A 15,366-nucleotide genomic window follows, 5' to 3' on the forward strand; every position below is an offset into this window, starting at 1 on the left:
TGACTCGACCCCCGCCGCGCGGCGTGGAGCAAGCACGTCAGGCTCCACCAGAGGACCCGGCATGGGCATCCCAGACACCGGTTGCGGCTGTCTCGTGCGCATACTCCGCGAAGTCGCGGGGCGGCCGGCCGAGAACGCGCTCGACGGTGTCGGTCACGTTGGACCTGCGCCCGTCGAAGACCTCGGCCATCAGGCCGGCCAGTTGCGTCGCGTACTCGCCCGGCACGCCTCGTCCGGTCAGGGATGAGACGAACTGCTCGAGCGTGACCGACAGATAGCGAACCTCCCTGTGAGTCGCCCTCGCGATTTCGCCGACGGCATCGGCGAAGGTGAGCAGTCGTGGTCCGGTCACGTCGTGGATCCGGCCGGCATGGCCGTTCTCGGTCAGCGCCGCGACGGCGACATCCGCGATGTCCTCCGCGTCGGTGAACGGTTCCGCGACGTCGCCGACCGGAAGCGCGACCACACCGGCCCGGACCAGTTCCACGAGGAACGCCTCGCTGAAGTTCTGCGTGATGAACCCCGCCCGCACGATGGTCCACTCCGCACCCGAGTCCCGCACCGCCTGTTCGCACCGCTCGGCCTCGTCGGCACCGCGATCAGCGAGCAGGACGAGGCGCCGGACGCCGCAGGCCACTGCCAGGTTCGCGAAGGAACCCACGGTCCTGGCCGCGCCGGGGAATGCCGCGTCAGGGTAGAAGGCCACATAAGCCGCGTCCATGCCTCGTAGCGCGGGTTCCCACGTGGTGTCGTCCTGCCAGTAGAACGGCGGATCGGCTCTCCGTGAGCCAACCCGTACCGGAATGTCACGCGCTTCGAGCCCGGACACGACGCGGCGTCCGGTCTTGCCCGTCCCCGCGAGGACCAACGTTGTCGGCGCAGTCGCTGTCATGATCCACAGTCCACCGGAACGCGGGGCCACGGGCCATGGTCGAGGCTCGCAGGTCCATAAGGATGCGTCTTACACTACGCCGGTGGACCCCTTGTCGATCTTGCTCGACGGAGCGAGGGCAAGGGGCGCGTTCGTGCTGCGGACCATCCAGAACTCACCCTGGTCCGTGCAGGTACGAGACAGGGCACCGCTCAGCGTGGTGGCGATCCTGCGCGGGATGCCCTGGGTCGTTCCCAGTGCCGGCGATGCGGTCCGGCTGGACGCGGGCGACATCGCGATGATGCGTGGCCCCGACGCGTTCACCTTCGCCGATGATCCCCGTACTCCGGTCCAGGTGGTCGTTCAGCCCGGCCCCCGACGGACGACCCCAGCCGGCGCGGAGCCGCCCGAGGTCGCGGACACGGGGGTGCGCACCTGGGCCAACGGCATGCGAGCCTGTGATGACGGCGCGGACGGCTCGTCGGTGCTGCTGATCGGCAAGTACCGGCGACCAGGCGAGATCGCCACGCGCCTGCTCAGCGCGCTGCCCCCGCTTCTGGTCGTCCCCGGGGCCGCCCACGGCGAATCCGCGCTGGTGTCGCTACTCGCCGAGGAGACCGTGCGAAACGAGCCGGGCCAAGATCTCGTGCTCGAACGAGTTCTGGATCTCCTGCTGGTCGCCGTCCTGCGCGCATGGTTCGTCAGGCCCGATGCCGATGGGCCGCCCTGGTACCGAGCCAACGGGGATCCGGTCGTCGGGCCCGTCCTGCGACTCATGCACAGTCACCCGGACCATCCCTGGACGGTGGCCTCGCTCGCCGGGCGGACCGGGGTGTCCCGAGCGACGTTGGCCCGGCGCTTCACCGACCTCGTCGGCACGCCACCGATGGCATACCTCACCGAGTGGCGAATCGACCTGGCCGCCGATCTCCTCCGGAACCCGGACACCACGATTGACTCCATAGCCCGTCAGGTTGGCTATGGCAGCGCATTCGCGTTCAGCGCCGCCTTCAAACGAGCCCGCGGGATCAGTCCACAACGCCACCGCAACCGGACGTGACCGCCGGCCCTGGAGCGCGGACATCGAGTCCAGACGCTTCGGCGGGCGCTCCAAGACCGGACGGAAGTGTGATCCGCGCACCGGCGGCTCCGCGAAAACCGATCTCCAGCGTGTGCCTGGCCTGCTAGAACCTATGTCCGGCGCTGCGCCCGCGGCGTCCCGGGCGAAAGGACGCACCCCCATGGCCACCGAACGGATCTCCCCGCCGTCGACCGGCGGCGAGCGCGAGATGCTGCGCGCCTACCTGGACTTCCACCGCGCCACGCTGGCCATGAAGTGCGACGGCCTGTCCGACGACGACCTGCGCCGCCGGTCGATGCCGCCCTCCGCGCTGTCGCTGCTCGGGCTCGTGCGGCACATGGCCGAGGTCGAGCGCGCCTGGTTCCGGCGGACGATCAGCGGTGAGGACGTGCCGCTGGTGTGGTCGGCCGACGGCGACTTCCAGGTGGCCTACGACGCGAGCGCATCCACCCGCGCCGAGGCTTTCGGCGCCTGGCAGGCGGAGGTCGAGCACTCCCGCCGCATCGAGGCCGCCGCGGACTCGCTCGACGTCACCGCCTACGTGCCCCGATGGGGCGAGCACGTGTCGCTGCGGCTGGTGATGCTGCACGTGATCCACGAGTACGCCCGGCACAACGGCCACGCCGACTTCCTGCGCGAGGGCATCGACGGCGTCGTCGGAGCCTGAGACAGGTCGTCCACCCGGGGACGCGGTCGCCGCGAACCGGGACTGCTTCGGCGCGGCCGCCGCCCTGTTCTGCTGCGTCGACCGCGACGAAGCCGTCACCTTCCTCGGCGACCGGCGCCGCCCGGGCTACGCCACCGGCTCGGGCATCCGGCGGACCTCGTACTCGCACGCGAGGGTGTCGCCGGTGGTGGGGTCGCCGAGCTCGACGCGCCAGTCGCCCGCGAACTGGTCCACGCCGCCGTCCATCGGGATCGTGCCCGACAGCAGCACGGTGCCCTCCGCCAGCAGCCCCCGCTCGCGCAGCTCGCCGAGCCAGAAGTGGGGCGTGAGCAGCTCGCCGAGGGTGCCTCGCTGGATGCGCTCGCCGCCCGCCCACGCCGTGAGGGTCAGCTCGTCGAGCCGGTCCGCCACGTCGGCCAGCCGCCAGGCGCGGCGGCCCAGCACGTCGGGGCCCGCCTGCTTGCTCCATGCCACGCCGTGCACCTCCAGCTCGCGGTCGGTGTGGTCGCAGGCCACGGTCAGCAGCACGTCGCGCTCGTCCGGCCCGGCGACGACCAGGGCCCACTCGGCCTCGCCGGAGGTGCGCCCGTGCTGCACCGGAACCTCGTCGGCCTGCATCGCCAGGTAAGGCGCGACGGGGTAGAGGCACGGGGTCCGGGTCGGCGCGGGCACGCCCAGCTCGGCGAGCTCGGCGACGTGGGCGGCGACGTCCTGCTGGCTGCGGCCCGCGTAACCGGCGTTGAGCAGCGTGTTCACCCGCACCTCGACCGGCTCGCCCGCGACCTCGAAACGAAGCGGAAACATCTGACCCTCCCATTCGGCATACTCGTTGTATACAGTTCGTACCACGGCTAGCCCGGGAGGACGAACCCGGTTGTGACGAGAAGGACCGCCCATGACCCAGACGCTCGCCGCCGGCCGTGAACGGCCGGCCCGCAAAGACCTGATCAAGGCGTTCACCGCCAGCCTCAGCGGCACCGCGCTGGAGTGGTACGACTTCGCCGCGTACTCGGTGGCCTCCGCGCTGGTGTTCGGCCACCTGTTCTTCCCCAGCCACGACCCGCTGACCGGCACCCTGCTCGCCTTCTCCACCTACGCCGTCGGCTACGTCTCCCGCCCGCTCGGCGGGTTCGTCTTCGGCAGGCTCGGCGACAAGCTCGGCCGCAAGCACGTGCTGGTGACCACGCTGCTGCTCACCGGGATCGCGACCGTCCTCATCGGACTGCTGCCGACCCACGGCCAGGTCGGAGCGCTGGGAGCGGTCCTGCTGGTGACGCTGCGGTTCGCCCAGGGCGTCGGCATCGGCGGCGAGTGGGGCGGCGCGGTGCTGCTGTCCAGCGAGTTCGGCAGCGAGCAGCGGCGCGGCTTCTGGGCCTCGGCCGCCCAGGTCGGCCCGCCCGCGGGCAACCTGCTGGCCAACGGTGTGCTCGCCGCGCTCGCGGCACTGCTGACCCGGGAGCAGTTCCTGTCGTGGGGCTGGCGGGTCGCGTTCCTGTTCTCGGCCGTGCTGGTGGTTTTCGGCCTGTGGATCCGGGTGAAGCTGGAGGAGACCCCGGTCTTCCGCGAGCTCCAGCGCAACGGCGAGCAGGCGGCCGCCCCGCTGCGCGAGGTGTTCGTCAACGAGCCGAAGGCGCTGGTCGCGAGCATCCTGTGCCGGGTCGGCCCGGACATCCTCTACGCGCTGTTCACCGTCTTCGTGCTCACCTACGCCACCAAGCAGCTCGGCATGCCCGAGAGCCTCGCGGTGACCGGCGTGATGGCGGGCTCGGCCGCGCAGCTCGTGCTGATCCCGGCCGCCGGGGCGCTGTCGGACCGCTGGGGACGGCGCCGGGTGTACGCGGTCGGCGCGATCGGCGCCGGGGTGTGGCCGTTCGTGTTCTTCCCGATGGCGGGCACCGGCTCGGCCGGGCTGATGGTGCTGGGCGTGACGGTCGGGCTGTTCTGGCACTCGCTGATGTACGGACCGCAGGCGGCGTTCATCTCCGAGCAGTTCAGCACCGCCCACCGCTACACCGGCTGCTCGCTGGCCTACACGCTGGCCGGGGTGATCGGGGGTGCGCTGGCGCCGCTGCTGTCGACCTACCTGTTCGCCACCTTCGGCACCTGGGTGGCCCCTGCCTGCTACGTGGCGGTGGCGTGCGCGGTGACCCTGGCCGGGCTGGCGATGGGCAAGGCCGACGCCCAGCAGCTGAGCACGGCCCGGTGAGTCGCCCAGCAGCTGAGCACGGCCCGGTGAGTCGCCCAGCAGCTGAGCACGGCCCGGTGAGCTGCCCAGCCGCCGGGCACGGCCCGGTGAATTGCCCAGCCGCCGGGCCCGGCCGGTTGGGCTGCTCAGCCGTTGAGCAGGACCTGCTGAGTCGCGTCGAGGTGCGCGCGGATCGCGCTCGTGGCGGCCTCGCGGTCACCGGAGGCCAGCGCGTCCAGGATCGCCTGGTGCTCCGCCAGCACCGCCTCGCGGCGGTCGACGGCGCAGAACAGCGCGACGACCCCGGCCCGGACTTGCCGCGCCCGCAGGCCGTCGTAGCTCTTGGCGAGCATCCCGTTGCTGACGGCGTGCACCAGCGCGGCGTGGAAGCGGTTGTCGCGGTCGATGAACTTGCGCGCGTCGTCGTCGCCGCGCAGCTCCCGCTGCTGCTCGAGCTCGGCGCGCATGGCCTCCACCGGTACCGCGCCGAGCTCGAGGGCGCGTCCGGCCGCGTAGCACTCGATCATGCCGCGGACCTCGAACAGCTCCCGGATCTCCCGGCCGCTGACGGGGGCGATGTAGGCGCCGCGCTTGGGCACGAGCTGCACCAGCTCCTCGGCGGCAAGGAGCAGCAGCGCCTCCCGGATCGGCGTGCGCGACACCCCGATCGCGTCGGCGAGCGCCTGCTCGTTGACGAACTGCCCCTGCATCGCGGGGTCGCTTAGGACGGTCTCCTTGAGATGCTCGTAGGCGAGCTGACGTCCCGAGGTCAACGAACGCTCCTTCGGCCTACCGGTTCACACCACCGGTGTCGTACTTGCATATTGTTGGTATACAACCATCGTAGCCGAGGTTGGAGAGGTGGAACCGCAGATGCGGATCGCGCTGTGCCAGATCGTGTCCACGCCGGACCCGCGGGCGAACCTGGAGCTGGTGGCCGACGGCGTGCGCCGCGCCGCCGACGCCGGCGCCGAGCTGGCGGTGTTCCCGGAGGCGACCATGGCGTGCTTCGGGGTCAAGCTCGGGCCGCTGGCCGAGCCCCTGGACGGGCCGTGGGCGACCGAGGTCCGTCGTCTCGCCGGCGAGGCGGGCATCACCGTGGTTGCGGGCATGTTCACCCCGGCGCCCGACGGCCGGGTCACCAACACGCTGCTGGTCACCGGGCCCGGGCTCGACACCCACTACGACAAGATCCACCTCTTCGACGCGTTCGGCTTCGAGGAGTCCCGGACGGTCGCGCCGGGCGAGAAGCCGGTGGTGGTGCGCGTCGGCGACACCGCGGTCGGCCTGGCCACCTGCTACGACGTCCGCTTCCCCGGCCTCTACACAAGGCTGGCCGACGAGGGCGCGTCGGTGGTCGTCACCGCCGCGTCGTGGGGTTCCGGCGAGGGCAAGCGCGAGCAGTGGGAGCTGCTGGTGCGCGCCCGCGCGCTGGACTCGACGTCGTGGGTGGTCGCGTGCGGGCAGGCCGACCCGCGCAGCGTCGGCCGCGAGCCCAGCGGCAAGGCGCCGACCGGCATCGGCTACAGCACCGTCGTCTCGCCGCTGGGCGCGATCCACACCCAGCTCGCCGACGCGCCTGACGTCGCGGTGGTCGACCTCGACCCCGACGCGGTGGAGGAGGCCCGGCGCGCGGTACCGGTGCTGCTCAACCGCAAGTTCTGACGCCGGGCCCGTGCGTTGGCACCGGCGCCGGTAGTGGCAGGGGCTCGGGCTTGATCTGGTGGCCGCGTAGCAACCCGGCCGTCGGCTGGAGTTCGGACGAGCTGTCGCCGGTTTCACCACTGTGTCGCCGGAGATCGACGAGAGGCGCCGGAGCCGCGCCATGGAGACGCCGTGCAGCACCGCCACCCCCGGCCTACACCGGTGCCGCCCCGCTGGTGGCCGCCGTATGGCGACGACCACTTCGAACAGCGGTCGAGACGTCCTCGGCTCGAACACGAGATAGGTGTAGCCGGCTTCGACCACGGACACGACCCGTGGGTCCGGAGTACTCGCACCGATCGACCGCGTTGCCGGTGGAGAACCTGGTACTCGCACACCACGAGCTGGGAGCCGAGCGCGACGGCGATCCAGGATGCCCTGGGCCCCCTCGTCGAGAAGCCGCCCTGGGAGCGGACGGCCTCGTCAGCGCCGGTGTCCTGTCGCGGACCTCGGTCCCTGGACGAGTAATACCCCCGTGGGTATGGTCGCGCACGGAGGCGACGGAAATGGACATGAAACCCGAACTCCTCGGCGACGCGCTCACGCGGCTGCGCCGCGCACAGGGCCAGTTGGCCGGTGTCATCGCGGCCATCGAGGAGGGCGGCGACTGCGCCCAGGTGCTCACCCAGCTCGCCGCGGTCTCCCGCGCCCTCGACCGGGCGGGCTTCAAGATCGTGGCCACCGGCATGCGCCACTGCCAGACCGCCCGCGACAGCGGCGACGAACCGCCGATGACGGAGCAGGAGCTGGAGCGCCTGTTCCTCGCCCTCGCCTGAACGGCCGGACCCGGCCGCGGCCCCCGACCGGCATACCCCACCGGGTATGGGAGATGGAGACGATGGAACCGCCTGACCGACCGACCGGTGGTCCCGCGGTCGAGGTCATCGAGACCTCGTCCCTCGGCGACCGCAGCTACCTGGCCACCGACGGCGACGCCGCGGTGGTGGTGGACCCGCAGCGCGACGTCGACCGCGTCATCGCCGCCGCCGGGCGGCTCGGCGCGCGGATCGCGCTGGTGCTGGAGACCCACGTCCACAACGACTACGTCTCCGGCGGCCTGGAGCTGTCGCGGCTGACCGGCGCCGACTACGGTCTCGCGGCCGCGGACGAGGTGCCGTTCCGGCACGTGCCGGTCCGCGACGGCGACGTGCTGGCGGTCTCCGACCGGCTGCGGGTCCGGGCGCTCGCCACGCCCGGGCACACCTTCCACCACCTCTCCTACGTGCTGGAGCTGGGCGGGGAGCCCGCGGGCGTCTTCACCGGCGGATCGCTTCTCTACGGCACGACCGGGCGCACCGACCTGCTCGGCCAGGACCACAGCGCCGAGCTCGCGCGCCACCAGCACGCCTCGGCGCGCAAGCTCGCCGCCGCGCTGCCGGACGGCGCGGCCGTCTGGCCGACGCACGGCTTCGGCAGCTTCTGCTCGGCGACCCAGTCCGGTGGCGACTCCTCGACGATCGGTGACGAGAAGCGGGCCAACCCCGCCCTGACCCTCGCCGAGCAGGATTTCGTCGAGACCACGCTCTCCGGGTTGGACGCCTACCCCGCCTACTACGCGCACATGGGCGTGCTGAACCTGGCCGGGCCGGAGCCGCTGGACCTGCGGCCGCCGGACGAGGCGACTCCGCGCGACATCGCGGCGGCACTCGAACGCGGCGAGTGGGTCGTGGACCTGCGTTCCCGCAGGGCTTTCGTGGCCTCGCACCTGCTCGGCACGGTCGCACTCGGCCTCGACGGGCAGCTCGCGACGTGGCTGGGCTGGCTGATCGACTGGGGCGCACCGGTCACGCTGCTCGGCGAGAGCGCCGGGCAGGTGGCGCAGGCTCAGCGCGAACTCGCCCGCATCGGCATCGACCGGTTTTCCGGGGCAGCCGCCGGACGTCCGGAGGAGCTGGCCACCGACGGCGCGCAGTTGCGCAGCACCCGGACCGCTAGCTTCGCCGACCTCGCGCGGGCGTTGTCCGGGGCGGACGGCGAGCTGCCCGCGCCGGACGTCGTCCTGGACGTCCGCACCGGCACCGAGTGGCGCGAGTCCCACGTCGAGGACGCGGTGCACGTGCCGTTGCACGAGCTCCGCGACCGCATGGAGGACGTTCCCGCGGGCACGGTGTGGGTGCACTGCGGCAGCGGCTACCGCGCGACCACCGCGGCGTCGCTGCTGGAAGCCGCCGGGCGCCACGTCGTCATCGTCGACGACGCCTTCGGCTCCGCGGGCGAGGCGGGCGTGCCGCTCGCCGCATGACCTTCCCGACGTGCGAATCACCCCGACGAAAGGAACCACCGTGGCACTTCCCTCCACAATGGACACCGGTCGCGTCCGCGAGCTGCTCGACAGCGACCCGCGCGCCCGGCTGATCGACGTGCGCACCCCCGGTGAGTTCGAGGCCGAGCGCATCCCCGGATCGCACAACGTGCCGCTGGACCTGCTCCGCGAGCGGGGTTCCTCGATCAGCCCCGCGCACACCGACCCCGTCGTGCTGGTGTGCGGCTCCGGCGCCCGCGCCCAACAGGCCCGGGATCTCCTGGAGGACAACGGTTTCCAACGGCTGACGGTGCTCTCCGGTGGGGTCGGCGGCTGGCAGGAGCAGGGCGCGCCGGTGGAACGCGGAACCGGCAAGTGGGCGATGGAGCGGCAGGTCCGCCTGGTCGCCGGTTCGATCGTGCTCGCCGGGGTGCTGGGCAGCCTGCGGTACCCGAAGCTGAAGCTGCTCGCCGGTTTCATCGGGGGCGGGCTGACCTTCTCCGCGCTCACCAACACCTGCGGCATGGCCCGGCTGCTGTCGCTGCTGCCCTACAACCGCACTCCCGCGCAGGACGCGCCGCGACTGCTGGCCGCGCTGACGGCCGACACCGCCGCGGCCCGCTGATCGCGCTGGTCCCGGCCGCGCTGCTCGGCGCGGTGATCGGGCTGTGCGTGGGACTGCTCGGCGCGGGCGGGTCGATCCTGGCGGTGCCCGCGCTGGTCTACGGCGCGGGACAGCCGCTGGAGTCGGCCATCCCGGTCTCGCTGGCCGTGGTCGCGCTGTCGTCGCTGGCCGGGCTCCTGCCGCGGGAGCGGTGGACGCAGGCGCGGTGGCACATCGCCGCGGTCTTCGGCGTCGTGGGCGTTCCGGGAGCGTTCGCGGGGACGGCTCTGGGCGAGCTGTTCCCGCAGCGCTGGCTGATGCTCGGCTTCGCCGCGCTGATGGCGGTGGTCGCCGTGCGGATGCTGCGGCACGGCGACGAGTACTCGGGCACCTGCATGACGCCGCGGGGCGAGGTGATCTGGCGGATCTGCCTGCCGAAGTCGGCCGCCGTGGGGCTGGCGGTCGGCGTGCTGACCGGGTTGTTCGGCGTCGGCGGCGGGTTCGTCGTCGTGCCCGCGATGAGCCTGCTGATGGGCCTGCCGACGGGGCAGGCGGTGGCGACCTCACTGGTCGTGGTGTTCCTGAACTCGGCAGGCGGCCTGCTGGCCCACGCCCGCACCGCCGTCGAGGTCGACCACCCGGTGGTGCTCGCCTTCGGCTGCGCCGCCGTCGTCGTCGCGCTGGCAGCCGGAAAGCTCACCGCGCGGCTGCCCGCGCGCGCCGTCCGGCGTGGCTTTGCCGCGCTCGTGCTCGTCGTCGCGGCCGGAGTCGCCGTTGGCGCGGTGTTGTTCCCGCTGTCCTGAGCGGTCACGGCGTGGCGGAGTCGCGCCGCCGGCGGCGGAACACCTGTGCCGCGATCACGACGCCGATGGCGAGCACCGCACTGGTGACCAGGCTGCCCTCGACGCCGAACGCCCCTCCGGTGAGCAGCGTGCTGCTGCCCGCGGCACCCTCGGTGTCGAACAGCGTCGTCTCCAGGTTCATGCCCGAGACCTCGACGCCGAAGACGTTGCCCTGCGCCCAGTTCCACACCACGTGGAACGCGCAGACACCCCAGAGCCCGCCCTCGGCCAGCGCCCAGAACGCAAGCAGCAGCGAGATCAGCACGAGGTTGAGCAGCGGCACCGGACCGACCCCGACGTTGGCCCCGTGCAGCGCGGTGAACACGACGAGCTGGAACACGACGGCGGCGGTCAGCCCCCACTTGCGGTAGGCGGTCTGCATCAGGTAGCCGCGGCTGATGATCTCCTCCGTGCTCCCCTGCACCGTGAACCCGACGAGTGCCAGTAGCACCCCGCCGAGGTGCGCGGCGCGGAACACCGGTTCGTCCAATGTGAACTGGCCGGATGCGAGATTCACCAGCACCGGCAACACCAACGCGGCGAGAGCCACCCCGGCACCGAGCAACAGGCGCGCGGGAACGCGGGTCGCGGGGCGGAACCCGACGCTGCCGACGGGCCTGCGCTCCTTGAACCGGACCCAGAGCAGGAGCAGCAGCGCGGCGCCCGCGAAGCTGAAGGTCATCACGAGCTGGTCGTCCAGGCCCATCCGGCCGCCGAGCAGCCCGCCCGCGTCGCCCCCGAGGATCACGAACGGGAACAGGACCACGGCCTGGCCGGCGACCAGCGCGGCGAGCACGACCAGCAGCGCGACGATCGGCCCGGTCGGCCTCCTGGCGAGGAAGATCCCGCTGAGCAGTTCCGACGGCGGTTCGGTGGTTGCGGCGGTTCGCATGCCCGCATCATGCCCTGCCGGGACGACGCCGGTGGCCATGGGTGACCGGGGGTAAGGTAGGCCCACGCTGAGTAGCCGAGGCAGCGGACGCCGAGCACGGATGTCTGCCGCTGCGCTCGGCACACGTGCTTGGAAGGGTCTCGATGACCTCACTTCCGGAATGGATGGTCCTGCCACCCAGCGGGTTGAGCGCTGCGGACTACGAGGCGCTGCCTGAGGACGTGTGCCGCCGCATGGAGATCGTCGGCGGGGCCGTCCTCGTGACGCCGACGCCGCACCGAGCGCATCAGACCGTGGTGCGCCGCCTGGGCACCCTCCTGGAGTCCGCCTGCGCGGCCGGGTGGGAGGCCGCGACGAGCATCGATCTCCGCCTGCGGGATGTGCCGCTGCTGAACCGCCGGCCGGACGTCGTGGTCTACGACGCCGCCCTACCGGACGACCACGTGTTGCGACCGCAGCACTGCCTGCTGGTGGTCGAGGTCATGTCACCCGGTTCGGTCACCGCCGACCAGACCGACAAGCCCGCCGAATACTCGGCTGCCGGAATCCGGCACTTCTGGCGGTTCGAGAGCGACGCCGACGACGAGCGGCTGACGGTGTTCCGCTACCGGCTCGACCCGACCACGCGCGGATACGTCTCGGCGGGTGCCGACACCGGCAAGGGTCACCGACCCGCTGCCGCTCACCGTCGACTTCACCGACCTGCGCTGAGGCGGGCTCGCCCTCACATGTCGAGGCCGAGGTCCAGGGCCGGGGACGAGTGGGTCAGGCCGCCGACGGCGAGGTAGTGCACGCCGGTCTCGGCGTAGGCGCGGGCCACGTCCAGGGTGAGTCCGCCGGAAGCCTCCAGCTCCGTGGCCGGCGACACCGCGGCCGTGCGGCGGACCGCCTCGGCGCACTGCTGCGGCGTGAAGTTGTCCAGCAGCACCAGTTCCACGTCCTCGGCCAGCACCGCGTCGAGCTCGTCCAACGTGGACACCTCGACCTCCATCGGCAGCCCGGGGGCGTGGTCGCGGCACGCGCGGACCGCCGCGACGACCGATCCCGCCGCCACCACGTGGTTGTCCTTGATGAGGACCGCGTCGCCGAGCCCCAGCCGGTGGTTGGTGCCGCCGCCGCAGCGCACCGCGTACTTCTGCGGCAGCCGCAGGCCGGGCAGCGTCTTGCGGCTGTCCCGGATGCGGCAGCCGGTGCCCTCCACCGCCGAGACCCACTCGGCCGTGGCGGAGGCGATGCCGGACAGGTGGCACAGCAGGTTCAGCGCCGTGCGCTCCGCGGTGAGCAGCCCGCCCACCCGCGCGCGCACCCGCAGCGCGCAGTCGCCCGCCGCGAGCCGGTCGCCGTCGCTGCGCGACGACAGCACCTCGTAGTCGCCGAGGACCTCGTCGAGCACCACCCCGACCAGCGGCAGACCCGCCACGACACCCGCGCGGCGGGTGTTGAACGCGGCCTCGGCGACGGCGTCGGCGGGCACCGTCGCCTCCGTGGTCGCGTCCGGCCCGTAGCGCAGATCCTCGGTCAGGGCGGTGCGTACCAGCGCCTTCGCCTCGTCGGGTTCCAGACCGGCGACGGTCGTCATGCCACTCCTCCCACGAGTTCGGGCTCGGTGCGGATCAGCCAGCCCGACGCGTCCAGGCGCAGCGCGATGCTGCGCCGCCAGCGGGTGTCGTCCACCTCGGGGTAGTCGGTGCGCCGGTGGCAGCCGCGCGACTCGTTGCGCGTCTGCGCCGCCAGCAGCAGCGCCTGCGCGGTCAGCGCCAGCGACGAGTCCTCCACGGCCTGCCTGCTGTCGAGCGCGCGCACCGCGCCCGAGCGGTCGAGCATCGTCGCCGCCTCCGACAGCTCGTGGGCCTCCCGACCGATCCCGGCGCTGCGGCTCATGGTCCGCTGAAGCAGGTCGCGGTCGACGACCGCGGCGGACGGCAACACCAGCTCGGACACCGGTTTGCGGCTTCGCAGCCCGCAGCGCGCGTCCTTGGCCGCCGCCTCGGCGGCGCGTGCGCCGACGACCAGCCCTTCCAGCAGGCTGTTGGACGCCAGCCGGTTCGCCCCGTGCAGGCCCGTGCAGGCGACCTCGCCCGCCGCGTACAGGCCGGGCACCGTGGTCCGTCCGTCCACACTGGTCACCACACCGCCGCACGCGTAGTGCGCCGCGCTGGTCACCGGGATCGGCTCGCGCAGCGGGTCCACGCCGGCCGCACGGCAGGCCGCGAACACCGTCGGGAAGCGGCCTGCGAAGCCACCGATGCCGGTGGCGTCGAGGTACACGTGCTCGGCGCCGGTCTCGGCGGCCCGGCGGTTGATCGCCGCCGACACCACGTCCCGCGGGGCGAGGTCCTCCAGCGGGTGCTCTCCCGCCATCACGCGGCAACCCTCGACGTCGACCAGCACCGCGCCCTCGCCGCGAACCGCCTCGGTGACCAGCGGACGCCGCCCGCGCGCGGCGCCAGGCGTGTAGAGCACGGTCGGGTGGAACTGCACGAACTCCAGGTCCGCGACGACGGCACCTGCCCGCAGCGCCAGCGCGACCCCGTCGGCCGTGGCGACCTCGGGATTGGTGGTCGCGGCGTAGATCTGGCCGAGACCGCCGGTGGCCAGCAGGACGGCGGGCGCGTGCACGAACCCGGGACGGCCCTCGGCGTCCAGCGCCAGCACGCCGGCGACCGCACCGCGCTCGTCGCGCGGCACGTCCACCACGCAATGCCGCTCCAGCACCGGGATGCCGCCGTCGCGCGCCGCGCTCGACAACGCGCGCTGCACCTCGGCACCGGTCGCGTCACCACCGGCGTGGATCACCCGGAAAGCGCTGTGACCGCCCTCCCGCGTGCGCGCCAGGGCGCCGCCGGGAGCGGCGTCGAACAGCGCGCCGATCTCGCGCAGCCGCTCGATCGCCCCGGCGCCCGCCGCCAGGATCGAGCGCACCGCCGTCCGCGAGCACAGTCCCGCACCCGCGGTCATGGTGTCCTCGACGTGGCTGTGAACGCTGTCGGCCGGATCGTGCTCGCCGGGACGGACCACGGCGACCCCGCCCTGCGCCCACGACGTGTTGCCCGCGCCCGCGGCGTCCTTGGTCACCACCAGCACGCGCAGCCCCAGCTCGCGGGCGCGCAGCGCGGCGGTCAGCCCCGCGACGCCGGTGCCGGCCACCACCAGGTCGGCACCGGACTCCCACGTCATTCGCCGCCCCCGGGCTTGCCGATGGCGATCATCCGCTCGACCGAGCCGCGGGCGCGCTCGGCGATGTCCGCGGGCACGTGCACCTCGTCGGCGCCCTCGCGCAAGCAGCGCAGCAGGGCCGCCGGGGTGATCATCTTCATGTAGCGGCAGGACGCGCGGTCGTTGACGGCGCGGAAGTCGATCTCGGGGGCTGCCCGGCGCAGCTGGTGCAGCATCCCGACCTCGGTCGCCACCAGCACCGATGTCGCACCGGTCTCACGAGCGGCGTCGAGCATCCCGCCGGTGGACAGGATCTTCACCTTGTCCTTGGGCAGCGTGCCCTCCCCCGCCAGGTACAGCGCGGAGGTCGCGCAGCCGCACTCGGGGTGGATGAAAAGGTCCGCGTCCGGGGAGGCCGCCGCGCGCTCGGCGAGCTCGGGACCGTTGATCCCGGCGTGCACGTGGCACTCACCAGCCCAGATGTGCAGGTTCTCCCGGCCGGTCTCGCGCTTGACGTGCGCGCCCAGGAACTGGTCCGGGCAGAACAGGACCTCGCGGTCGGCGGGGATCGAGTTCACCACGTCGACGGCGTTGGAGGAGGTGCAGCAGATGTCGGTCTCCGCCTTCACCTCGGCGGTGGTGTTGACGTAGGACACCACGACCGCGTCCGGGTGCTGGGCCTTCCACTCCCGTAACTGCGCGGCGGTGATGGAGTCGGCCAGCGAGCAGCCCGCCCGCTCGTCGGGGATGAGCACCGTCTTGTCCGGGCTGAGGATCTTGGCGCTCTCGGCCATGAAGTGCACACCGCAGAAGACGATGGTGCCTGCGTCGCTCTCGGCGGCGATCCGGCTCAGGGCCAGCGAGTCGCCGGTGTGGTCGGCGACGTCCTGGATCTCGGGCAGCTGGTAGTTGTGCGCGAGCAGCACCGCACCGCGCTCGTCGGCCAGCCTGCGGACCTCCCGCGCCCAGTCTGCGTCCCCGGTCACGCCGACGTAGCCGTCGTCGGTCCGCCGCGGGCTGCCGCGTCCGGCAAGCACGTCTCCGGTCGCCACCATGTCGTCCTCCTCACCGGTGCCCCGGCGAACACTGCTCCCGAGTAGCCCCGATCAACCCCGGAATCAC

Annotated in this window: 16 protein-coding genes; 9 read left to right on the top strand and 7 right to left on the bottom strand. The window is 72.6% G+C overall.

Annotated elements, in window-relative coordinates; genetic code table 11:
• Positions 1-37: 37 nt before the first annotated feature.
• Positions 38-706, bottom strand: coding sequence for an NmrA family transcriptional regulator (locus tag HUO13_RS08395; RefSeq protein ID WP_349253367.1), 669 nt, complete (start codon positions 704-706; stop codon positions 38-40).
• A 268-nt stretch (positions 707-974) separates the two neighbouring features.
• On the opposite strand from HUO13_RS08395, the gene HUO13_RS08400 reads away from it, so the two are divergent.
• Positions 975-1,931 carry an AraC family transcriptional regulator gene (locus HUO13_RS08400; RefSeq protein ID WP_211902740.1) on the top strand — a complete coding sequence of 319 codons (957 nt, stop codon included), beginning with the start codon at positions 975-977 and terminating at the stop codon, positions 1,929-1,931.
• A gap of 181 nt (positions 1,932-2,112) precedes the next feature.
• Positions 2,113-2,619, top strand: coding sequence for a DinB family protein (locus HUO13_RS08405; protein WP_211900869.1), 507 nt, complete (start codon positions 2,113-2,115; stop codon positions 2,617-2,619).
• 126 nt (positions 2,620-2,745) lie between these two features.
• On the opposite strand, the gene HUO13_RS08410 is transcribed toward HUO13_RS08405, so the two are convergent.
• Complete coding sequence (locus tag HUO13_RS08410; RefSeq protein WP_211900870.1) at positions 2,746-3,423, bottom strand: DUF2848 domain-containing protein; 678 nt, start codon at positions 3,421-3,423, stop codon at positions 2,746-2,748.
• 91 nt (positions 3,424-3,514) lie between these two features.
• Between HUO13_RS08410 and HUO13_RS08415 the strand changes: the two genes are divergently transcribed.
• Positions 3,515-4,825, top strand: coding sequence for an MFS transporter (locus tag HUO13_RS08415; RefSeq protein WP_211900871.1), 1,311 nt, complete (start codon positions 3,515-3,517; stop codon positions 4,823-4,825).
• Between the two features lie 125 nt (positions 4,826-4,950).
• Here the strand turns inward: HUO13_RS08415 and HUO13_RS08420 are convergent, their stop codons facing one another.
• Complete coding sequence (locus HUO13_RS08420) at positions 4,951-5,577, bottom strand: GntR family transcriptional regulator (protein ID WP_211900872.1); 627 nt, start codon at positions 5,575-5,577, stop codon at positions 4,951-4,953.
• A gap of 100 nt (positions 5,578-5,677) precedes the next feature.
• Between HUO13_RS08420 and HUO13_RS08425 the strand changes: the two genes are divergently transcribed.
• From HUO13_RS08425 to HUO13_RS08445, 5 genes are all read left to right on the top strand, one after another.
• The gene (locus HUO13_RS08425; protein WP_211902741.1) at positions 5,678-6,469 is read left to right on the top strand and encodes a carbon-nitrogen hydrolase family protein; all 792 of its coding nucleotides are present in this window, start codon (positions 5,678-5,680) and stop codon (positions 6,467-6,469) included.
• A gap of 545 nt (positions 6,470-7,014) precedes the next feature.
• Positions 7,015-7,284, top strand: a complete 270-nt coding sequence (locus HUO13_RS08430; protein ID WP_211900873.1) for a metal-sensitive transcriptional regulator — start codon at positions 7,015-7,017, stop codon at positions 7,282-7,284.
• 53 nt (positions 7,285-7,337) lie between these two features.
• Positions 7,338-8,750 (top strand): MBL fold metallo-hydrolase, encoded by a 1,413-nt coding sequence (locus tag HUO13_RS08435; protein WP_211900874.1) that lies wholly within the window; start codon positions 7,338-7,340, stop codon positions 8,748-8,750.
• Positions 8,751-8,808: 58 nt separating this feature from the next.
• Positions 8,809-9,375, top strand: coding sequence for a rhodanese-like domain-containing protein (locus HUO13_RS08440; protein WP_211902742.1), 567 nt, complete (start codon positions 8,809-8,811; stop codon positions 9,373-9,375).
• A 20-nt stretch (positions 9,376-9,395) separates the two neighbouring features.
• Entirely contained in the window at positions 9,396-10,157 is a 762-nt protein-coding gene (locus tag HUO13_RS08445; protein ID WP_349253378.1) for a sulfite exporter TauE/SafE family protein, read from the top strand.
• Between the two features lie 4 nt (positions 10,158-10,161).
• Here the strand turns inward: HUO13_RS08445 and HUO13_RS08450 are convergent, their stop codons facing one another.
• Complete coding sequence (locus HUO13_RS08450; protein ID WP_211900875.1) at positions 10,162-11,088, bottom strand: CPBP family intramembrane glutamic endopeptidase; 927 nt, start codon at positions 11,086-11,088, stop codon at positions 10,162-10,164.
• Positions 11,089-11,231: 143 nt separating this feature from the next.
• On the opposite strand from HUO13_RS08450, the gene HUO13_RS08455 reads away from it, so the two are divergent.
• Positions 11,232-11,876 (top strand): Uma2 family endonuclease, encoded by a 645-nt coding sequence (locus tag HUO13_RS08455; protein ID WP_249124544.1) that lies wholly within the window; start codon positions 11,232-11,234, stop codon positions 11,874-11,876.
• Here the strand turns inward: HUO13_RS08455 and nadC are convergent.
• Genes nadC through nadA form a run of 3 tightly spaced genes read right to left on the bottom strand, consistent with a single transcriptional unit; the run spans position 11,813 to position 15,299 of the window.
• Positions 11,813-12,667, bottom strand: a complete 855-nt coding sequence (nadC, locus tag HUO13_RS08460) for a carboxylating nicotinate-nucleotide diphosphorylase (protein WP_211900876.1) — start codon at positions 12,665-12,667, stop codon at positions 11,813-11,815. The two genes, HUO13_RS08455 and nadC, sit on opposite strands and share 64 nt — an antisense overlap.
• The gene (locus tag HUO13_RS08465) at positions 12,664-14,265 is read right to left on the bottom strand and encodes an L-aspartate oxidase (protein WP_211900877.1); all 1,602 of its coding nucleotides are present in this window, start codon (positions 14,263-14,265) and stop codon (positions 12,664-12,666) included. The genes nadC and HUO13_RS08465 overlap by 4 nt, the downstream gene beginning before the upstream one ends.
• Complete coding sequence (gene nadA, locus HUO13_RS08470; protein ID WP_211900878.1) at positions 14,262-15,299, bottom strand: quinolinate synthase NadA; 1,038 nt, start codon at positions 15,297-15,299, stop codon at positions 14,262-14,264. The genes HUO13_RS08465 and nadA overlap by 4 nt, the downstream gene beginning before the upstream one ends.
• Positions 15,300-15,366: the final 67 nt, after the last annotated feature.

Origin of the sequence: Saccharopolyspora erythraea, from assembly GCF_018141105.1 — a bacterium.
Classification (GTDB): domain Bacteria; phylum Actinomycetota; class Actinomycetes; order Mycobacteriales; family Pseudonocardiaceae; genus Saccharopolyspora_D; species Saccharopolyspora_D erythraea_A.